This is a genomic window from Coleofasciculus sp. (assembly GCF_046539235.1).
Taxonomy (GTDB): domain Bacteria; phylum Cyanobacteriota; class Cyanobacteriia; order Cyanobacteriales; family Coleofasciculaceae; genus Coleofasciculus.
This window is the reverse complement of sequence record NZ_JBKHHI010000071.1, coordinates 1-21,654: the sequence shown is the minus strand read 5'-3', so window position 1 is coordinate 21,654 and position 21,654 is coordinate 1. Positions and strand designations below refer to the sequence as shown.

15 protein-coding genes, 2 tRNA genes and 1 pseudogene are annotated in these 21,654 nt (G+C 47.0%); 8 read left to right on the top strand and 10 right to left on the bottom strand.

All coding sequences use genetic code 11. The features are described from left to right. Nucleotides 1–251 precede the first annotated feature (251 nt). The 3 genes and pseudogenes from ACLFWI_RS08950 to ACLFWI_RS08940 all read left to right on the top strand — a co-directional run bounded on the left by ACLFWI_RS08950 (nt 252) and on the right by ACLFWI_RS08940 (nt 8,952). Nucleotides 252–4,841: a PAS domain S-box protein gene (locus ACLFWI_RS08950; protein ID WP_446412651.1), complete on the top strand. Its 4,590-nt coding sequence runs from the start codon at nt 252–254 to the stop codon at nt 4,839–4,841. 26 nt (nt 4,842–4,867) lie between these two features. Continuing rightward, nucleotides 4,868–7,999, top strand: a complete 3,132-nt coding sequence (locus tag ACLFWI_RS08945; protein WP_446412650.1) for a PAS domain S-box protein — start codon at nt 4,868–4,870, stop codon at nt 7,997–7,999. Nucleotides 8,000–8,166: 167 nt separating this feature from the next. Further along, nucleotides 8,167–8,952, top strand: a pseudogene (locus tag ACLFWI_RS08940) (DUF4058 family protein). A 135-nt stretch (nt 8,953–9,087) separates the two neighbouring features. Here the strand turns inward: ACLFWI_RS08940 and ACLFWI_RS08935 are convergent. The 3 genes from ACLFWI_RS08935 to ACLFWI_RS08925 form a co-directional block, all read right to left on the bottom strand. After that, nucleotides 9,088–9,495 carry a hypothetical protein gene (locus tag ACLFWI_RS08935; protein ID WP_446412649.1) on the bottom strand — a complete coding sequence of 136 codons (408 nt, stop codon included), beginning with the start codon at nt 9,493–9,495 and terminating at the stop codon, nt 9,088–9,090. Between the two features lie 34 nt (nt 9,496–9,529). After that, on the bottom strand, nt 9,530–9,649 hold the full coding sequence (locus ACLFWI_RS08930; RefSeq protein WP_446412648.1) for a pentapeptide repeat-containing protein: 120 nt from the start codon (nt 9,647–9,649) through the stop codon (nt 9,530–9,532). Between the two features lie 115 nt (nt 9,650–9,764). Beyond that, complete coding sequence (locus ACLFWI_RS08925; protein ID WP_446412647.1) at nt 9,765–10,040, bottom strand: pentapeptide repeat-containing protein; 276 nt, start codon at nt 10,038–10,040, stop codon at nt 9,765–9,767. Between the two features lie 211 nt (nt 10,041–10,251). Here ACLFWI_RS08925 and ACLFWI_RS08920 point away from each other — a divergent pair, with 211 nt between their 5' ends. From ACLFWI_RS08920 to ACLFWI_RS08910, 3 genes are all read left to right on the top strand, one after another. Further along, a complete protein-coding gene (locus ACLFWI_RS08920) occupies nt 10,252–11,316 on the top strand; it encodes an ion channel (RefSeq protein WP_446412646.1) in 1,065 nt (354 codons plus the stop codon). Nucleotides 11,317–11,381: 65 nt separating this feature from the next. Then, nucleotides 11,382–12,305, top strand: coding sequence for a metallophosphoesterase (locus ACLFWI_RS08915; RefSeq protein WP_446412645.1), 924 nt, complete (start codon nt 11,382–11,384; stop codon nt 12,303–12,305). Nucleotides 12,306–12,387: 82 nt separating this feature from the next. Beyond that, nucleotides 12,388–13,482: a serine/threonine protein kinase gene (locus tag ACLFWI_RS08910; protein WP_446407545.1), complete on the top strand. Its 1,095-nt coding sequence runs from the start codon at nt 12,388–12,390 to the stop codon at nt 13,480–13,482. Here ACLFWI_RS08910 and ACLFWI_RS08905 read toward each other — a convergent pair. The 5 genes from ACLFWI_RS08905 to ACLFWI_RS08885 form a co-directional block, all read right to left on the bottom strand. Further along, nucleotides 13,479–13,706, bottom strand: coding sequence for a hypothetical protein (locus tag ACLFWI_RS08905; protein WP_446407544.1), 228 nt, complete (start codon nt 13,704–13,706; stop codon nt 13,479–13,481). The two genes, ACLFWI_RS08910 and ACLFWI_RS08905, sit on opposite strands and share 4 nt — an antisense overlap. Nucleotides 13,707–13,744: 38 nt before the next feature. Next, nucleotides 13,745–13,827: transfer RNA gene (locus tag ACLFWI_RS08900), tRNA-Leu, on the bottom strand. After that, nucleotides 13,806–14,675, bottom strand: a complete 870-nt coding sequence (locus ACLFWI_RS08895; protein WP_446407543.1) for a M48 family metallopeptidase — start codon at nt 14,673–14,675, stop codon at nt 13,806–13,808. The genes ACLFWI_RS08900 and ACLFWI_RS08895 overlap by 22 nt, the downstream gene beginning before the upstream one ends. 157 nt (nt 14,676–14,832) lie before the next feature. Continuing rightward, nucleotides 14,833–15,255 carry a tetratricopeptide repeat protein gene (locus tag ACLFWI_RS08890; protein ID WP_446412644.1) on the bottom strand — a complete coding sequence of 141 codons (423 nt, stop codon included), beginning with the start codon at nt 15,253–15,255 and terminating at the stop codon, nt 14,833–14,835. Nucleotides 15,256–15,353: 98 nt separating this feature from the next. Further along, a complete protein-coding gene (locus ACLFWI_RS08885) occupies nt 15,354–15,707 on the bottom strand; it encodes a HesB/IscA family protein (RefSeq protein ID WP_446357802.1) in 354 nt (117 codons plus the stop codon). An 828-nt stretch (nt 15,708–16,535) separates the two neighbouring features. On the opposite strand from ACLFWI_RS08885, the gene ACLFWI_RS08880 reads away from it, so the two are divergent. After that, nucleotides 16,536–18,197, top strand: a complete 1,662-nt coding sequence (locus tag ACLFWI_RS08880) for a DUF6930 domain-containing protein (RefSeq protein WP_446412643.1) — start codon at nt 16,536–16,538, stop codon at nt 18,195–18,197. A 125-nt stretch (nt 18,198–18,322) separates the two neighbouring features. Here ACLFWI_RS08880 and ACLFWI_RS08875 read toward each other — a convergent pair whose 3' ends face one another. Together ACLFWI_RS08875 and ACLFWI_RS08870 are read right to left on the bottom strand one after the other, a co-directional pair. Continuing rightward, complete coding sequence (locus ACLFWI_RS08875; protein ID WP_446411064.1) at nt 18,323–19,816, bottom strand: hemolysin family protein; 1,494 nt, start codon at nt 19,814–19,816, stop codon at nt 18,323–18,325. Nucleotides 19,817–20,111: 295 nt separating this feature from the next. Next, nucleotides 20,112–20,879 (bottom strand): hypothetical protein, encoded by a 768-nt coding sequence (locus tag ACLFWI_RS08870; protein WP_446412642.1) that lies wholly within the window; start codon nt 20,877–20,879, stop codon nt 20,112–20,114. Between the two features lie 541 nt (nt 20,880–21,420). Here ACLFWI_RS08870 and ACLFWI_RS08865 point away from each other — a divergent pair. Next, nucleotides 21,421–21,493, top strand: a tRNA-Ile gene (locus tag ACLFWI_RS08865). Nucleotides 21,494–21,654: the final 161 nt, after the last annotated feature.

The following is a 21,654-nucleotide window of genomic DNA, read 5'->3' as shown; positions in this document are numbered from 1 at the left end:
TAAGGGAAGTAATTTGATCTGTTGGTGCTGAATCCTGGGCAAGGGTCATCGGGAGCGACGATAAACGGCTATCTTTAGTTTAATGGTCAGATTCGCTGATGAGCGATCACGCCTTGCCTCTACCGTAGAGCCTTGTGTTCAACTGGACAACATGATATCAGCGATTGGCTAAGGGATGTCTTTCTCATCCCTTAAGATCGGTTTTAAGATTACTATAAATAGATTATGGCAAGTATGAGGAATGTTGCTTTATGCGTTTTGCCCTAAACTCTACGCCCTTGACTCGCCAGCACTTGTGGCTTGTCATTGTCTTATCTGGATTAGCCCTAATTTTAGCTCATGGAGTGGCACTTCTGTGTCAGGTGAAACCAGGACTATCACTGTGGTTTTTCCCTTCTGGAGTCGCGATCGCACTTACTCTCTGGTTTGAATGGATAGGAATTATTTTAACCGGAATCACCTCACTCGTCATCGCCCCCTTTTGGGGAAGTGGTGATTGGACGGGATTACTCAGATTCACCGATATAATAGTCCCACTGATAACTTGGCTTCTTTATCGCCAACTCTGGCAAGGTTCGCTGTCACTCAAACGCCTCACTGATGCTGTTGTCTTTATTTCTGCTACCCTCGCCGCCTCTTGCACTTCCGCCACGGTTCACAGTTTAGGGTTGCTGGCTTGGGGTAAAATACCGTCGTCTACTCTACTCCAACATTTATCTGATGAGTGGTTAGGGCAGGCGATTGGTATCCTCGCTGTAGCGCCAACGGCTCTTTTATTTCTCACCCGATTCTGGCAAAATCAAGGATGGCTTGCCATTTCAGACCAAGAAAATTCCTCTGTTTGGGATCTCTCGCTGCATCAATGGCTGGAACTCCTGGCATTGGGGTTCTTTAGTACCTGTCTCGCTACCCTCACCGTTTGGGCAACCTTTGATTCCGGCTTGACGTTTGAGCGATTATTGTTTGTTGGTTTTCTGCCGATTCTCTGGGCTGCTATCCGTTTTGGTGCGATGGGTGGAATGCTTTTGGTTAGCTTTTCTATCGGGGTGACGCTGTTAGACTACCTATTTTTTTATCCTAACGCTCTTTCCCTTTCCCCATTGCCCATTTCCGCTGACATTTTATCGCTGCACCAACTGAGTCTACTGACGCAAGGTATTGTCAGTTTACTCTTGGGAGCGGCGATCGCACAACCGGAAACCGTTACCGCCAAACCGACGGCAGATAGCAACTATCCCAGTCGCGCTCAACTCAATGCTTTATTAACTAAAGCCTATACTCGCTTACAAGAATTTAACCAAAAATTGCGGCAAAGTGAAGAACGATTTCGCACCTCTGTGGAAAACATGTTGGATTGTTTTGGTATTTATACCGCAATCCGCGATGAATCGGGTGAGATTGTTGATTTTCGCATCGACTATGTTAATGCTGCCGCTTGTCGTGATAACTTTTTAAGTAAAGAAGAACAAATTGGTCAGCCGTTATGCCAACTCTTTCCAGCTCACAGGGAAACTGGGCTATTTTGGGAATACTCTCAAGTAGTGGAAACGGGTGAACCCTTAATAAAAGAATCCCTAATTTACGAAGATAATTTTGATCAGCACCGCCTGTGTCGCGCCTATGATATCCGGGCGAGTAAGTTAGGAGATGGCTTTATCGCTACTTGGCGAGATATCACCGAAAGTAAGCAGATTGAAGCCGAACGGCAAAACCTGGCACATCAGGTACAGCAGCAGGTGGGACTGTTACAGGGTATTCTTAGCGCCTCTGTGGATCACATTTACCTCTATGACCGTCAGGGAAAATACCTCTACGTTAGTGTATCAGCCGCCAAAGCTTTAGGACGACAGCCTAGTGAGATTGTCGGTAAAACCTGGCGAGAGTTTGGTTTACCTGCACCCATAATGGCTTCCTTTGATGCTCAACGCCAACTGGTATTTGAAACCGGACAAACCTTGACGGATGAAATCAGCTTCCCGACGGTGCAGGGAATTCGGCAGTATGAATATATTCTCTCACCCGTTGCCAATGCTGATGGTAGGATTGAGACAGTGGTGGCTACAGTGAGAGATATTACAGAGCGTCAGCAGATTCAGGCAGAACTCTATCGCCGCCAACAGGAGTACCAAACCCTAATCGAGAATTTACCGGATATTATCGCTCGATTTGACCGTCAATTGCGCCATCTTTACGTTAGCCCAGCCGTAGAATCGGTTACGGGGCGGGCGGCGGCGGAGTTTATCGGCAAAACGAACCGGGAGTTAGGGATGCCTCACTCTAAGTGTGAATTCTGGGATAGCGCCCTGCAAACGGTTTTCGCTACGGGAGAATCAACAATAATTAAATTTGATTTTCTTGACCCAAATAATGTTACTCGTTACTATGAGGCGCGTTTAGTTCCAGAGTTGGCGCAAGATGGCTCAATTCCATCGGTATTATGGATAGCGCGGGATATCACGGATTTAACCCAAGCTGAATTGGCGCGGCGGGAGAGTGAAGAACGACTCCGGTTAGCTTTGGATGGGGCAAAGTTAGGGATATGGGATTACGATGTGCCAGCCGGAAAACTCACCTGGTCAAAATCCTGTAAGCTGATGTTTGGCTTGCCACCAGACGAGGCGGATTATGATTATCAGGTGTTTACCAATTGCCTACATCCAGACGATCGCGATCGCGTTAATCATACAGTAACCGATGCTATTCAAACCAAGCAAGATTATACCTGTGACTATCGGATTATCCATGGTGATGGCATCCAGCGATGGATTGCGGCAAAGGGTCGTGCTTTTTATGATCATAATGACGCACCCACACGCATGATTGGTGTGGTTATGAATATTACTGACCGCAAACAAGCTGAAGTCCAACTCCAAGAACGGGAGGAATTATTCCGCACCTCAGTTGAGACAATGTTGGACTGTTTTGGCATTTACTCCGCCATACGCGATGAATCGGGTGAGATTATTGATTTTCGCATCGACTATGTTAATACGGCTGCCTGTAAAAATAATTGTTTAAGCCAAGACGAACAAATGGGTAGGGGACTGTGTGAAATCCTCCCCGCCCATCGAGAAACGGGGCTATTTGCGGACTACTGTCAGGCGGTGGAAACCCGACAACCGTTCGTGAAAGAATCGGTTGTGTATGAAGATATCTATGATCAGCAGTACCTGAGTCGAGTCTTTGATATTTGTATTACTCCCTTTCGCGATGGGTTTATTGCTACTTGGAGAGATGTGACGGAACGCCAGCAAACCCAAGCTGAACTGTATCGTCGCCAACAGGAATTCCAAGCTTTGGTGGAAAATTCTCCAGATATTATTTGCCGACTTGATCAAGACTTACGTCTTATCTATGTTAACCCAGCCATAGAAGCGGTAACGGGATTATCAGCCCCAACTTTTTTGGGCAAAACTTATGCTGAGTTGGGCATCCCAGAACCCATAAGTACCCACGGGCAAACCACTTTGCGAGAAATATTTGCCACGGGACAAGAGCGAATTACGGAGTTTGATTTCCTCACCCCGAATAATACAACTCGATACTATCAAGCCCGGATGGTGCCGGAATTGGCTGAAGATGGCACGGTGGAATTTGTCTTGGCTATTGCCCGGGATATCACCGATTTAAAACTTGCAGAAGCAGAACGCAATCAGCTACTGGTGCGGGAACAGGAAGCCCGTGCGGCGGCGGAAGCGGCGAGTCGTACCAAGGATGAGTTTTTAGCTATAGTATCCCATGAATTGCGATCGCCCCTCAACGCGATTCTTGGTTGGGCAAAGTTACTCCGCATCCGCCAGTTGGATGAACAAAAGACGAATCGCGCCCTAGAGACAATTGAACGCAACGCCCAAGCCCAAGCCCAACTGATTGACGATTTACTGGATATTTCGCGGATTATTCGCGGTAACATTCGCCTGAATATCTGTCCCACGAATCTAGTGTCTGTGATTGAAGCAGCGCTGGATACGGTGCGTCCCACGGCGACTAATAAACAGATTCAAATGGACTCCCGGTTAGATAGGTCTGTGGCTTGGGTTTCGGGTGATCCCACTCGCTTACAGCAAGTGATTTGGAACCTTCTCTCCAATGCGGTGAAGTTCACCCCAGCAGGGGGACGAGTTGAGATTTATTTAGAACCCGTGGCTCAATTTGCCCAAATCCGGGTCAAGGATACGGGTAAAGGAATTCGTCCAGAGTTTTTGCCTCATATCTTTGAAAGCTTCCGCCAAGCTGATAGCACTACCGCCAGAAAACAAACTGGCTTAGGATTAGGATTAGCGATCGCGCAAAATTTGGTGCAACTACAAGGTGGTACGATTCAAGCCGAAAGCCCCGGAGAAGGGCAAGGGGCGACGTTTATCGTTAACCTACCTCTTTTGGATGATGACGACAAAAAAATAACTGCCGACGATGGAATTAACTCATCCTTGACCTTTGATGCATCTATCTTAAGTCGGATACGCATCTTAGTCGTCGATGATGATGCCGATGCTCGTGATTTCTTAATTGCTATTCTGGAACAGTACGGGGCAATAACAACTGCCACAGCATCGGCAACTGAAGCGCTGGAACGGCTGCAACAAATGAACTATGATTTGCTACTGAGTGATATTGGTATGCCCGGTGAAAATGGCTATAGCCTAATTCGCCGGATCAGGGCGTTACCGTCAGCCCAAGGGGGACAAATCCCGGCGGTGGCTGTAACCGCTTATGCTAGAGAAGAAGACCGCATTGAAGCCCTATCAGCAGGCTTCCAGATGCACATCTCTAAGCCGATTGAACCCAGGCAATTACTGAAGGTCATTGTTCAGTTACCTGGAAGCTGGAAGAACAGCTAGCCCTGGAGATTTTCTCAACTGATTCGATGAATAGTACGATCAGAATTAAACCCCTTTGTCATCTTGGATGGCGTTACAGTGTTTCCCTATTCACCATCACCATCGCCCTATCCCTTCAGCTATTCCTGGCACCTTTATGGGAAATAGAAAGCCCATTTTTGCTATTTTTAGCCGCCGTGATGGTGAGTGCCTGGTATGGTGGCAGGGGGGCAGGAATCTTGGCAACGGTTTTGGCGGTGTTAAGCGGCAGTTATCTGTTTTTATCGCCAACCTATTCTTGTGTGGTGGATAGTCTAGGACAAACCCTACGCTTATTTTTGTTTGTCCTAGAAGGGTTATTTATTAGTAGCACAATCTCCGGTTTAACCGTTGCCAGAGAGCAAGTTACATCCGGACAAGAGGCGTTAAGAGAAAGCGAAGAGAAATTCCAATTGGTGGCGGAAAGCCTACCCCAAATTGTCTGGACTGCCCAATCCGATGGTTCAGTGGATTATTATAATCAACGTTGGGCAGAATATAGTGGCATTTCTCAACAGGAGGGTAAAGGCTGGGGCTGGAAACCCGTTCTGCATCCTGATGATGAACAAAAGACAATAGACACCTGGAATCATGCTTTGGCAACGGGTGAATTATACGAATGTGAGCATCAACTCAGACGCGCCGATGGAGAATTTCGTTGGCATCTGAGTCTCGCTTTTCCCCTACGAGATAGCCACGGTAAAATTATCAAATGGTTTGGCACGGCGACGGAGATTCACCAGCAGAAGCAGACGGAAGCCCAACTGCGGGAAAGTCAGGAACTGTTCAAAAATTTTATGGACTATAGCCCAATCGCCGCCTATATTAAAGAGGAATCAGGACGCTATATCTTTGTGAACCGGATAGTAGAACAAACCTGGCATCGTCCTTTGATGAATTGGCTAGGGAAAACCAATTTTGACTTCTTTTCAGATGCGATCGCGCAGCCAATCCGGGAGAATGATCTCAATGCGTTAGCAGGTGATCAAGCGATTGAACTATTAGAAACCACGGAAAACGATGATGGTATCCACTATTGGCTTTCCTATAAGTTTCCCTTAAAAACTGCCTCTGGGCAACGTTTATTGGCAGGGATGTCGATGGATATCACGGATCGCCAGCAAATGGAGGAAGCGCTGCGACACAGTGAACAACGATTCCGACAAGCGGTGATTAATGCCCCTTATCCGCTGATTATTCATGCCGAAGATGGGGAAGTGCTGCAAATTAACCAAATCTGGACGGAATTGACCGGATATACTCATGATGACATTCCCACCATGGCAGATTGGACGGAAAAAGCTTACGGAGAACGTCGGCAGGTTGTGGGGGAGCAGATTGATCAGTTATATGCGTTGAATGATAGAATCCATGACGGAGAAGTGGCGATCGCGACGAAACAGGGTAGCCAGAGAATTTGGGATTTTAGTTCCGCCCCCCTCGGAAAATTACCAGATGGCAGACGTACCATCATATCTATCGCCACCGATATTAGCGATCGCAAACGGGCAGAGGAGTTACTCCGGGGACAAAAGCAGATTCTGGAAGCGATTACCACGAATGTTCCCCTGTCTGACATCCTCGATGCGATCACGCAATTAATTGAATCTCACGCGGATGAGTCAATTTGTGCCGTGTTGCTGTTAGATCAGCAAAAGAAAAGATTGTACTATGGTTCTGCGGGGAGTTTACCCGAACGGATTCAGCAGGTAACCGCTGACTGTTTGGCGATTGGTTCTGGTGCGGGAAGTTGTGGCACAGCCGCCTATCGCGACGAACCGGTAATTGTCTGTGACATTGCTAACAACCCGCTTTGGGCAGACTACAAAGACATTGCCCTAGCTGAGAATCTAGCCGCCTGTTGGTCGATTCCGCTGCACTCGAGCCATGGTGAAGTTTTGGGTACTTTTGCCCTGTATTATCCCACGCCTCGCCATCCTAGCGACAACAATTGGAATTTAATCGATCAATTCACCCACTTAGCCGAGATTGCCATCGAATCGTCTCAAGCCAAGCAAGCCCTCAAAGCTAGCCAAGAACGGTTGCGGCGATTGGCGGAATCAGATTTAATGGGGATTCTCTTTTGCGACATCTATGGGGGAATCCAAGATGCCAATGATACCTTCCTCCACATTGTCGGCTATAGTCGTGAGGATGTGCAAGCAGGGCGACTGCGTTGGCGTGACATTACTCCACCGGAGTATCTTCCCTTAGATGAAATTCACATTGCCCAGGCAAAGGCAAAAGGACGGTGTACTCCTTATGAAAAAGAGTATATTCGCCAAGACGGGACTCGGGTTTGGGTACTGATTGGCTATGTGTTGCTGGGTGAGGCGCGGGATGAAGCAGTGGCGTTTATTCTGGATATTAGCGATCGCAAACAATCTGAAGCCATTTTCAAGCGACAATCCCAGGAATTAGCCCAAGCCAACCGCCTCAAAGATGAGTTTCTCGCCACCCTTTCCCATGAACTCCGCACCCCCCTAAACTCAATCCTGGGTTTAGCCAAACTTCTACCCATGCGCCGCTTGAATGAAGAGAAGATGGCGCGGGCGCTGGAGACGATTTCTCGCAATACTCAATCCTTAGCGCAACTGATTGAAGATGTCCTGGATATGTCGGATATTATCACTGGAGAACTGACATTGGATGTCTCGCCGGTGGAACTACTGCCGATTATTCAACGGGCAATTGCCTCCATCCGGGCGGCGGCTGAGGCTAAGACACTGCAAATCGAGATGCAGTTAGATGCTTCAGTGGCTCCCATATTAGGGGATGCCAGCCGCTTACAACAAGTTGTCTGGAATTTACTCTCCAATGCGGTTAAATTCACACCCAAGGGAGGACAGATTCAGGTTCGCTTAGAACAGATTGAGGATCAGGCGCAAATCCAGGTAATTGATACCGGGATTGGCATTAATGGCGAATTACTCCCCTTTGTCTTTGATCGGTTTCGTCAGGGTGACGGTTCACTGACGCGATCATACGGAGGTATAGGGATGGGATTAGCGATCGTGCGTTACCTAGTGGAACTACAAGGGGGTACAGTGTGGGCAGAAAGTCCCGGATCAGGTCAGGGTGCCACATTCACTGTGCGCTTTCCCCTCTTTACTGATCAAGGCATAAGGCATAAGCCATAAGCAACATAAATTCGCATTACATCCGGAAACCGTAGGGTGGGCACTGCCCACCAGCCTTAAGTCAGCGACATTCTAAAACACCTGTCTGATTCCGCGAATTCCCAACGCTAGGACAAAACGACGATAAAATCTAAGCAACGAGAATCGAACGCCGAGGGAGGATTTTTATGCCAAACCCTTTTCCTGGGATGAACCCTTACCTAGAACACCCAGAAATCTGGCCCGGAATACATTTATTACTAATTAGTGAACTGACTAAGTTCCTGTCTCCTCAACTACGTCCCAAATACAGAGTGGCGGTTGAAGTGCGTCTGTATGAAACCATTGGCGAACAATCACTCCTGGTTGGTATTCCTGATTTAACAGTCAAAGGTTCACAGGCGACAACTTAACAGTCAATGACCAATGTTGCTGTCGCCCCATCCCCACCTCAACCTGAGACAGTACAAGTTCCCGTACCTGAAACAATTAAACAAGGTTATTTAGAAGTACGAGAAGTCGCCACAGGTGAAGTCGTAACCGTCATTGAAATCCTCTCTCCAATTAATAAAGGTTCTGGAGAAGGTCGCCAAGACTATGAAACTAAACGCAATAAAATCTTTGGCAGTTCAACTCATTTAGTGGAAATTGATTTTCTGCGTAAGGGAAAACCTTTGCCAATTTATCATAGCAATAGTCAAACTCATTATCGAATTTTAGTCAGTCGAGGAGATCGTCGTCCTCAAGCTGATTTGTATGCCTTTAATCTACGAGATACCATTCCCTCATTTCCCTTACCCTTGAAGTCTGGCGATCGCGAACCATTCGTAGACTTACAGGTATTGTTGAATAATGTGTACGACCAAGCCAGTTATGATTTAGCAATCGATTATACTCAAGAACCTGTACCGCCATTGTTAGCGGATGATCGGGTTTGGGTGAATACATTATTAACCGAGCAACAACTGCGATAGGGCTAGCCGGGGAAGCTGTCGCGATCGCAGCATCCGGGAAAATAATCACCCCTAATAAAAATGTACGGGATCCAAAACCCAAGCCCCTACTCCCTATCACTGTAATTATGGGTATTCAACCGGACATGATATTATTCATTGTTCGAGAGGGAAATAGCGATCAAATTCAGCTTCATACTCCCACGCTATTCCCTCTGGATCACGAGTTCGGGTGTAGTCGGATAAAACCACAGGGTAGCCTCGGATGTCGGTTAACTTCCTCGTATCGCTCTTGAGACGTTCAGCTAATTGGTTCTGAGTCAGGCTTTTGTCTTTAGGAATAGTTGATGGAGACGCAGGTGGGGATGATTCTGCTGTGATACCGCTACCTTTTGTCTCGAAATCATTGGCGGGTTTAGGTGGGGGAGCTGTCCCCAAATAGGTTGATAAAATTTTATCGATCGCTTCGGCTTCAGATAGCGCCTGAGCCTGCATAAACTCTCTGAGTTTGCCGTATGTGACTGGACTAATGTAGCCGACTACACGGAAATTCTGATTTGCCATAGTTTACCCTTTCCTAAAACTCCCCAATAGCTATCTAGTCCGAAATTGTGCCATCAGGCATAGTGGCACTACGTAAATTAGCACCGTCCAACTCTGCATTGGTTAAGTTGGCGGATTTGAGATTAAGTAGGTTGGTGGAAATAAACTCAACCATATTAAGTTATGTTAACAAGCCTCAAACCCTTACAAATGACGAATGACCAATGACGTAGCTTGCTTCTCGCGAAGCGAGTATGACGATCCCCACCGTTAACTTTAATTGTCCCCACCTACTTAGCTCTGCCTAAATCGGCTTTATGCAAGTTTGTAGCTTGCAGATTAGCACCTTGAAGTTGAGTTTCTGTGAGATAGGCGGTACTCAAGTCAGCGTTACTCAGATTCGCATCGACAAGATGGGCTTTATGGAAATTGGTTTTACTCAGGTTAGCACCACTGAGATTAATCTGATTCAGGATTGCCTCACTCAAATTAGCTCGACTCAGATCAACTTGAGCAAAATCCCGTTCTCCATCTGCGTATCGCTGCATCAATTCACTCGCATCCATTACGTTGACCTCTCAATGACTACAATTCCGATAGCATTACCAATCTCAGCTTAGACATATCCCTAGTCAGGAATCCCCTGTCTCTAGGCTTAGATTTGCTTCCCCTGCTTCCAGACGTAGCATGCTACGTCTCTACATATTCCCTCAGATGCAGGTTTTTTATCTTGTGGTGAGGTAATCTGCGATCGCATGGACTGTTTTAGTTTCCCTTATGTCGATTCTGCTAGTCATTTCCGGACTGCTCATTCTCATCGTTGTCTCCATTGATGTCCTGATCACCACCCTGACAGTAGGGGGAGGAGGACCTCTAACCAGCAGAATCTCGGCTTGGCTGTGGAAAATCGCGCTTACGATTCATCGCTGGCGTTCCCATCATCGCTTATTGGTCGTTACAGGCTGGATAGTTCTCGTTAGTGTCGCCGTGCTTTGGTTTGTTTTAACCTGGATGGGATGGACATTATTGTTTAGCGCTGATGAAACAGCGGTAGTAACACCGAAAAAATTGCCCGCTACGACTTTAGAAAGAATTTACTTTGTCGGTTATACTATCTCAACCCTAGGCATGGGGAGTTATAGTCCTCAAGGTGCAGTTTGGCAAGTTGCTACAGCAATTGCTTCGGTGAATGGGTTCTTTTTAGTCACCTTGGCAATCGCCTATCTCTTACCTGTGGTTTCAGCCGCGACTCAGCAACGCCAACTGGCGGTTTATATTTCCGCTCTCGGTGGTACCGCTGACGAAATTCTGGTCAGAGCCTGGAATGGCGAAGATTTTGGACAATTTGACCAGCATTTAATTGCTTTGACGCCAATGCTAGCCCAACAGGGAGAACGCCATCTGACTTACCCAATTCTTCATTATTTCCACAGCATCGAACGCTCTCGCTCGATCAAGCTGAGTTTAGTGGCTCTTGATGAAGCGCTAACTATCTTGGAATATGGTGTCAAAAAGTCAAATCAACCCGATCCGGCGGCGCTAGGTGCAGCACGCCGAGCAAGTGCGGCTTATTTGAAAACCCTTAAATCCGCTTACTTAAAACCCGCCTCACAAAACCCACCGCTTCCATCTCTGGAACGACTCAGGAGACAAGGGATTCCCACGGTTAGCGATCGCCAATTCTGGGACGCCACCAAACAAGTCACCAAACGCCGACGGCTACTGTTGGCGCTGATTCACAATGACGGCTGGGTTTGGGATGCGATCGCCTCAAGCCAAACCACCAATCGAGCTACCACCTTAGATGATCAGACGACGATTGACAAAGTAATATTGCATTGATTAGGGAACAGGAAGGGGAACTTGTAGAGACGCTTCAACGCTAAATTAACCAGTAATAAATAACCATGAAAAAAATTAAGTACATCCTCTTAGGTTTAGTCGGACTATTCTGTTTTCTTTTAATTTGGGGCTTAGTTGAACCTTATACCCTCGACACAGAAGAAGAAGTTGCCGTCATTCCCAATCTTCCTGCGGCTTGGCAAGGAAAACGAATTGGACTGGTTTCAGATTTTCAATACGGAATGTGGCTAGATAATACCCCCACTGTCCGCCGTAGTATAGCGGAACTGGTGGAAGAACGCCCTAGTTTAGTCCTGATTAGCGGTGACTTTATTTACCATGCCTTTAAAGGTACAGACCCAGAAATTGCTAACATCGTCGATTTAGTCCGTCCCTTACCCGAAGCCAATATTCCCACCTATACAGTGTTGGGTAATCACGACTACGGTATGATTAGCTTGGATACTCCACCCAAAGAGAACTTAGCGGCACGGTTAGAGGCGGCGTTAGAAGAGGTTGGCATAGAGGTTCTGGAAAACCAAGCCGTAAAGTTACCGCAACCCGGAAACTCTGGGGAAAATCTCAGTGATGGAAATACCGACTCTTTTTATTTAGTCGGCATTGGTTCCCATCTGGCAAACAAGGATCAACCAAAAGATGCGATCGCGCAAGTGCCATCCACAAATCCCAGGATTGTAATGATGCACAATCCCAAATCATTTCCAGCGTTACCTGCCAATACCGCACCCGTAGCCGTTGCGGGACACACTCATGGCGGACAAATTCGCCTACCCTTCACACCCCAATGGTCTTGGTTAGCACTAGCTAAAAACTGGGAACACATTGATGGCTGGAGTGACGGCTATGGCGCCTCAGGTAATAACCTGTATGTTAATCGTGGGATTGGCTTTAGTGATCTGCCCATACGACTCAACTGTCCTCCAGAGGTCACTTTATTTACACTACAGGGAATAGGGAATAGGGAATAGGGAACAGGGAACTAAGATTAATTTATTCCGGGAGGTAGATGTTAATTTTAAGAAGTCACCTCAACCCACCCCTGGAAATCCGATGAGCTACTGTATCAACCCCAAGTGCGACCAACGGGAAAATCCTGAGTATCTGGAATACTGCCAAGGCTGTGACACTCCATTAACCATCAACAGTCGATATCGGCTGCTGAAACCCCTTCGACCCCTAGACGCACCCAATCCCACCAAAATCTTTGAAGTCCAGGATTTGGCAGCAGAGGCGGCAATTCAAGGGGCAAAACGTAAAGTGCTGAAAGTTTTAACCCGGAACAATTCCACCTTAGTTCGCCTGTTCAGACAAGAATCCGAAATTTTAAAGAAACTTAACCATCCGGGTATTCCTAAAGTTCAACTCGAAGACAATTACTTTACCGTTTCTGTCGCCCGCCGTGCCAGACCTTTACATTGCTTGGTGATGGAACAAGTGGAGGGGATAAATTTACGAGAATGGCTCAAACATAATCAACCCATTTCCGAAGCAAAAGCCATTGAATGGCTAAAACAGTTACTCGATATATTAGATACGCTGCACCAACAACAATATTTCCATCGGGATATTAAACCCTCGAATATTATGCTGCGACCCAATGGTCAACTGGTGCTAATTGATTTTGGGACAGTTTGCCAAATGAGCGGTACAGTTGTCCAACGGCTGATGGGAAAAGATGTAACCGGAGAAGGAGTTTTTTCACCGGGTTATACCCCTCCTGAACAAATCAACGGTAATGCGGTTCCCCAATCGGATCTCTATGCCTTAGGACGTACCTTTGTGCATTTACTGACAGGTAAACATCCTTTAGAACTAGACACCAACCATAAAACAGGTGAATTAATGTGGCGCAAACATACGCACAAAATCTCTGAACCCTTAGTCGAGTGGCTTGACTATTTTATGGCTCCATTTGTCCATCGTAGACCGCCAAATGCGGCATTTATTTTGCAGCATTTCCAGAAACAACCCCTCCCTCATCCAGACATACCCCAAACCTCTCCACTTCCCTTAGGGTTAATGATTCTCAATCTTGTCATTTTCTCAATTTTATTAGTATCAGGAGTCCTTTGGTTACAAGCCTACCAACAGCACCAGCGGCAGTTGTCTCCTCAAGGGAATGTTCTGTTCATGCACAGAAGTTAAAGACATTCATCTGATGTCCCAAAAAAAGCAAAAAAAGAGGGAAGAGTGTCTTTTTCTCTTCCCCCTTGCTGATTCTGTTGTTCGGCTTTTCCGCTTTCTTTCAACTTCTTGAGCAACATTTGCCGTTGCTTTTTCAGTTGTCTGGCTCTGGCGGAACCGCCTTTGCCTTTGTCATTTCGCCCTTGACGGCGAGGAGACTCCCAACTCTTGAGTCGTTGTGTCATCTGTACCACCTCTCAATCTGAATGGCTCTCAATCTGAATGGGCGGAGAGAGACTCGAACTCTCACGACCAGAGGTCGCCACATTTTGAGTGTGGTGCGTCTACCAATTTCGCCATCCGCCCTTGGATGCAACCTTTTCATTATAACCAATAGATGTCGGTTGTAGCAAGGACTGATAGGCTTGAGAACTTGCCCATTGATCAATTTCCCGCGCCCTTAACACGGGGACGGGGTGGCTCAACTGGGCAGTTTGAGCGGATTTGAGCAGTTCTCCCAATTCCGAGTTACTGATATCATCATAGGCTCTGGCTTGGGCGATAAAGGCGTCGAGGTTTAGTTGGGGAGCTAGGGTTGGTGAACCGCCAGCGAGTTTCATCAGCACCGACATCACCACTCTAGGATTTTGAGTTGCCAGTAGCGCCGCGCGATCGCAGGAAAATTCCGCACACCTTAGCCACTCCAGCATCTGTTCCTGAAGGCTTTGGGCAATCACAGCGCCCCAAGTTGGCAGTAAAGACGCCGCTAAAATCATAATGTTGAGCGGTGTCAGATAAACCCCATGCTCACACTTGAGATGTCCCAATTCGTGAGCAATCACCGCCTGAATTTCTTCGGGGGTGAGCATATCAATTAAAGCGGTGTGCAGGACGATAAATGGCTGCTTACCCCGCATGGCAAAGGTATAAGCATTTGGCACGGGATGCTGCTGCACGTATAGTTGAGGGGGTTCTAAGTCCAGGGTTTTGCAGGCGTCTAGCAGTAAATTATGCAGATGGGGTAGCTGATTTTCTCCCACCAAAACACTAGCAGCAATATTATTCAGGTAAAAGAATTGTTCCGCCAAGGGTCCGAGGAGATTTCGCACCATCAAGTCCAGTCCAGGGAACTGCTTCAAGGCTTGAGTGGCTTGAAAATCAAGGGGATGACGGAACTGGTCTGCCTTTAGACCAACTAACGGTGTTTGGGTCATAGGTTATTGGTCATTAGTCTTATGTCTTATGTCATTGGTCATTGGTTGATCCTAATGACTTCCTCTAGTGTATCGAGAAGCTGAGCCGACAATTGATGTGCCATGGAACGTCTGGAACATGACCGTTAAGGGCGATTACACTAGCCGAAGGGAGGATTCACCCGTCAGATAGCCATTGTTTAACCCGCTTTAAACTGTCCCAGTCCGGCTTTCTATTCAATCCATCCTCAATACTCTCAAAGACATCCTGACGAACTTGAGAATCCGTCGCCATCATCTGCTTAACGGTGTCGATGTGTTGACGCACCCCAGTTTGCCCGGTTTCCAACATCGCTACCGCTAGGTTTACTCGCGCTTGGGGCGCATTGGCATCAATTTTCGTCCCCTTAAGCGCTAGTTTATATGCCCGTTCCGCTTGGTCATCCAGCAAATACAACCAAGCCAGACAACTCCAAGCGGCGGCGTTTTTCGGGAAGCGATCGCACAGTTGTTTAAATACAGGAATCAGGGAATCAGGTCCCTCACCCGCGTTGTAGCGTTCTAAGCCACTCTCGAACAGAGAATTAACAGTTTCGGTCATAGATTCAATTTTAGGTTTACCGCGATCTGATGTGAGTAGGGGTTTGGTTCCCTTAGGGTTTGGGAACCAAACCCCTACTCCTATTCCCCCGTTTTTAATTAAACGCCAAAGGATTTACCACAGCCACAGGTTTGATTGGCGTTAGGGTTGGTGAATTGGAAGCCTCCCCCAATCATGGCATTGCTGTAATCTAAGACCAAACCGTACAGGTACAGGATGCTTTTGGGATCACATATTATTTTGAAGCCCTCGTAGTCAAACACTTCATCGTTATCCCGTACCTTACTGGGATCTTCAAAATCCATCATGTAAGACATCCCGGAACAGCCCCCCTGACGGACACCAACCCGCAAGTATAGGTCTTGTCCTTGTTGGTCTCGCAGCGCCACAATATGCTTGAGGGCTTGTTCGGTCAGTTGGATACCTCGTTGCTGTGTTGTTGCTTGTGTCATAAGTATGTTGTAACTCCTGGTTAGGTTAAACTTGGATGACGAACGACTGATGTTCCACGCTTATGGATCAAGTTTATCGAGACTGACCCCTTAACGTGTATTTACCCGATAAAAATTTTCTGGGGAACTCCTTTGTCTAAACAATGAAGCGCAGCCCGGAAGGTATTGCGGTTTAGCGTATCGCGGAAGTCTCCACCCTCAACAGACGGATTTTCGTAGCCGTCAGGCGAGAATGAACGGCTGTAGGGTGGGAATGACTAGCGAGAAACCGGAGGAACGGAAGTTTCCAATACATCTGGCAACGGCAGTCTATCAATTCAGTCTTCAATCAGTTGAGTAACCCTATTATTTTGCGTTGCAACTATTAGCACGCTAATACTATCATGTATATTGGTTGCTGACCCCCTTGGGCGTATGGACATCAGACAGGCTAATTCCGAAGTAGCAGTAATATGCTGGTCGCTCCAAACATCGCAGCCAAGGAAAGAATATGACCACTGGTTCGTAAGGTTACGCCCTGCGGTAAAAGAAAAGCCAAGCCATGTTGTACGAACAAAGAATAACGACCTGCGGAAGGCGGGTTGCTGCCTGGGTTCACCCTTTGTTGAGGTGATAAAGACTCCTTTGAGTTAGAGATGCTGTGTAAGACCAATTTGTATTGCTACAAATTGGCAACGGCAAGCGAGACAGGAAGCGATGATGGTTGTTTCAATGAAGCTGCGGCTTCACCGGATCTTGCCGGAGTACTTCACTAGGAGTATCTATTATTAATCTATTATTAATCATGGCTGACCTGCCATGATTTTTGCACTTATTGCCAAATACCCTATGTCTGCTCTCAATCGCAATACTCGTCGTCGGCTCAAACGATTACCCCAAATGCCCAGCGTCTGGGAAGGGGATCGCCGTTCTTTAGTGACTGTATCCGATCAGGGTGATTTTGATGCTGAGGGTAATAATGAGTGCATTCTTTGGGTGGATGGCTCAGAAGGAATTGTCCGAGCGATGGATATCGTCTCGCCCGAAATGGGACCCGAAGCGATTGTTCGCACCCTCTTGCGAGCCATGGAACATCCCCAAAGTCCGGCTCGACCCGCCCGTCCCTCTAAAATTGTGGTACGCGATCGCGAAGTTCAGTTTTTGTTGCGTGGGGTACTGCAAGAATTGGAGATTGCCATCGATTATGTCCCCGATTTACCCCTAATTGATGAATTATTTCGCGGGTTTGAGGAAATTGCCCTCCAGCGCCAGCCGCATTTACCTCCTAAGTATGCCGATCTATTGATTGGCAAGGCCTATGACTTATGGCGGGATGCGCCTTGGGATGTCTTGGCTGATCATCAAATCCTGAGTGTGGAATTAAATCGCTGGGATGTGGATGAGTTCTACGTCTCGGTCATGGGTATGCTGGGTGTCGAGTACGGAATTCTGCTCTATCGCTCCTTAGATTCACTGCAACGGTTTCGGGAGTCGGTCGTCAATCAGGAATCGGTCGAGGCGATGGAACAGGCATTTTTGGGACAAGATTGCTTGTTTATTACATATCAAGCGGCGGATGAGGACTTTGAAGATGATCAGGATGTAGATTTAGCCGATTTATCCGTTGAAGAGATTTTGCCGAGTTTTGGTGCGGTGCATCCATTAGAGGGAATGCGCCCCTTCCTGGATGAGGAAGAAGCCCTACTTGTCTATATGGCCCTGGAAGCCCTACATCGATTTTTCCAAGGATCATCCCGAAAATTAGCGGCGGATGATTTTCCGGCGATGAACAAGCGCTTCGGCATCCCTATCCCTGTAGATACGGAAGAAGAAGATACGGAGTCAAAATCAACGGCGTCGATTAAAGTGTCTACACGACCAGAGATCGCATCTGAGTTATGGGAGATGGCGATTGATGATGATATGGATGACGAAGACTGGGATGAGGATGAGGATGAGGAGGAACTAGAACTTCCGCTACGGGATGACTTAATCCCGAAAGATTCCTATCTGAGTTTGGGGATGATGCCCTGGGAGAATATAGCACTCCTACGGGAAGGTGTTGATTTTTATCAGTCTCAAGACGTCCCGCCCCTAGGAGAAGGGTTACCTGTGGTGTTAATTCAAACCACTCGCCCGAAAGCCAAAGTGTTAATCGAGCAAATTAAAACAGCCGGCGGACTTAAGGGGATTGGCTTTAACCCCGGAGAAGATCCTCTAGTTGGCGAGCGCTACGATTTAGGCATTTTGCAAACAGGAGATAATCATCTATACCTATTTGGTGAGTTTCCTGAAGCTGATCCGACTCATACGGCGAATCGTGAGCATTGGGAAAAACGGTGTCTAAAAACGAAGGGCTACTGTGGGTTAATTATCGCCAGAGGACTCAAAGGTGCTTCCCGTGGTAATCCTCAACCCAAGGATATGATGGCATTCTTTGAAGCGCGATCGCTCTCGGTTAAGGAGTTAGGATTAGGTATGTTACAACTTATGCCTGTGTTTGAATTCTAAATTCTGGGGAACAAGGAACAGGAAGTCTTGGTATGAAACACCTGTAGGGGCGACCCGCTTGCACCAATTAACAACTGTATCCACTCAATTTACTCGGGTCGCCCTTTACTCAATCGCTTTTGACATTATTCTGAATCATTAGTAGAAGCATCTGGCGTATCACCTTGGGGTTCATTCGCTGTATTCTCAGTTGAAGTAATGTCTGAGGTCACATCTGTTTCAGACAAATCTTCAACCGGAACCGTTGTCGGTTCATACCGATGAATGCGAATTCGGTTCAGGCGAGGTCCTGCGGCTGAGATAACTTTTAACTCTAGATTCTCATAATTTAAAACTTCCCCTTGCAGCGGAATTTTTTGGAACTGATATAATAAAAAACCCGCCAAGGTTTGATATTCATCGGTTACAGGTAAATTTAAATCCAAAAGTTCGTTAACCTCTTCTAAATCCATTTGAGCTTGAACTAAAAAGGTTTGTTCATCCACAAGTTGGATCGGTACTTCTTCGGGACTTTCCGGTTCTGGGTTATCACCAATAATTTCCGCCACCAAATCCTTCAGCGTCACCAAGCCAGCCGTACCGCCAAACTCATCCACCACCATCACCATTGCCAAATGCGATCGCTGCATCAAGGGTAGGAGTTCGCTCAAGGGGGTTAATTCCGGGACAAATCGGGCGGGACGAATCCAGGGTTCAATCGGTGTATCTAAGGTTAATTTTCGCTCCGACAAGGGTTTAGCTAACTCTTTAAAATGGATAATCCCGCGAATATCATCCAGAGATTCCCCCGTTACCGGATAGCGAGAATGGTTGGTATTGGCAATTTCTTCTAACACCATTTGCACCGTTGCTGTACTGGAAATGGCATCAATGCTGGTGCGCGGAACCATCACCTCAGTTGCCAAAACTTCGCCAAATTCAAAGACATTATTCAGTAACTCTCGTTCTTCGGCTTCTAAACCAGTGGATTCCCGCTCGGTGGTAATAATTAACTGTAACTCTTCGGGGGTCACCTGGTTATTCCACCATCCCCCCGTATATTGCACACCAACCAGCCGCAATAAACAGCGCGTTGATTGGTTCAAAATCCAAATAAACGGATTGAAAAATCGGGCAATCACCAGACTCGGAGGACCCAAAAACCGAGCCAACTCTTCAGAATACAGCAGCGCCACGGATTTAGGACAGAGTTCACCGAGAACAATTTGCAAATAAGCAATCAGGAAAAATCCCACCGGAATCGCCAGAGAATGAGCCATTCCTTGAACCATCTCTGGGGGTAAAGGCAATTGAGTCAGTACAGCAGCAACGAAAACAGCGACAGTATTCTCTCCAATCCAGCCCAAGGCTAAACTGGATAGAGTAATGCCTAACTGAGTCGTTGAAAGGAGACGCTCAATACTCTGTTGTAAGGATTGAACTGTCTTCGCTTGCACATCCCCCGCATCAACCAATTGGTTAATCCGCGATCGCCGCACCGAAACCATGGAAAATTCAGCCGTGACAAAAAAAGCATTGATGGCAATCAAAAGCAGGACTAATAATAATCGCAATAGCATGTCCCGGCTGGTAAGGGGTTCAGAAGCACTCGCAGTCAGAAAAATTAAGTGGGCAACCATAAGATTGGTAGCAGGTAACCAGCAAAAGCAGTTAGTCGGTGGGGACAAGTCAAGTTAACGGTAGGGATCGTCATTTGTCATTCGTCATTCGTCATTAGTGAGGGTTTGAGGGGTATTTACAGAACTTAATAGAGTTGAGTTGATTTCTACCGACCTACTTAGTTAGGTGTATTTGCACCAACCGACTTAAGCTAATACCATTGTTAACCAATTGGACCGAGTGATCACTCTACCCAACCCGCTCAAACGTGATGTTTTTTCCACGCTTCATGCTCCCAACCTGCTCCGTTTCTGTTTACCTGGCGACGGGAATTTCGGACATTTTCAGCTTGAGCTTTTGATCAGGATAATCAGTCAAGGTTAACGAAAGCGCTTTGGCTTCATCCAGCAACGCTGTAGGAATACTCACCGTACCCGAAAATTCCTCGCCATTTGACGGCAATTCTCCCGGTAACCCTTCAGTAATCGCACTCAACGCTCGACCTTTGTCGTCGGTAACATTTAAAAAACTGTAAAGAAATCGAACCGGATTATCCCCTTCATTCTTCAAACTAACATCCAGCAACAACGAGCCTCCTTGAAGATTGGCGGAACGAACCTCCAACGTGACCCCCCGATCCTGGCTTTTGAGGGGTAAATTTTGATTTGAGCCACTACTGGTAAACGATGTCTCTGTGTCAAATACATCCGATTCAGATGATTCTTCTTCACGTTCAGATTGCTGATTCTCTGCGGCTGACTCGTCTGGCTTCTGCGTCTGAGTCTGGCTCTTTGACTCAGAGTCGTTATTATCGGAATTAGAATCTTTATCCTTGTCTTGGTCATGGATATAGGCGTGAACGTTGACCAGGATCTCCCGTTCACTCAACAGCGCCACCTCTTTGTCACCCGGCTCAACCTCCTGGTTATTTGCCAGCTTCTTCGTCGGGCGAACATCTGGCTGAGTCACACCTTTGAGAGCTTCATGACCTAGGGAAAATCCCCACATGGCACTCACAAAGCCGGCACCTAACATCATTGCCAGCAGAATCAGAGTGAGTGCTACAGTCGAGTTGAATTTCATTACTGATTCAAGTTATAGAAGAAGAGTAACACGACTTATGGTTATAGCGCATCAAGACCAGTGACAGCTTACACTAACGCTGGAGGTAATACAGCCGAAGCCATCATCAGGTGGACAAGATTTGTCAAGAATAGCATAAAGCCAGATGACAGCTCACAGACCTTTATACAGCATTATCATAAATCTCAGGACTAGATTACTCCACGGAGCAGCCCTCTCCATTTTAGTTTTTGTCGCCGCGTTAATGTAAAAAAAGTTGATGGCAAATGTTGCATTTAATTAAGACTCTGGATCGGCGGCGCGATCGCAATCTGAATCTCCCAGCATCACCATTATTCTCCCAGTGCGGCTTGGCTGCAAATACCCACTCCTTAACAATAGGCGACAAAGCCGATAACATAAACAAGTGCAGTCGTCTGCCCTCTGCCCCGGTGTCTCTTTGTACTAGAAGCATTCTTCTGCAATAGGCAACGAGCATCAGGAATCGCTCAATGGTTGCTTCCAACTCCGATTACTATAATATAGATTAAGGAGCAATTAACCAGGGTTGGCCGAGCGGTTGAGGCAGCGAACTCATAATTCGCCCAAGGCAGGTTCAACTCCTGCACCCTGGATTTGGTTTTGACATCCTCCCCCCTCCCCCGCTCAAGTGGCTAAAGCCGCTACCGTGGCAATGGAGCTTCAAAGAAAAACTCACTCCCTTCAATTTGGGGACTCGCTTGGGGTCTAAATCGCTCAGAAACAGGCAATAACCGCACCGAGGTGTCGAAGGGAT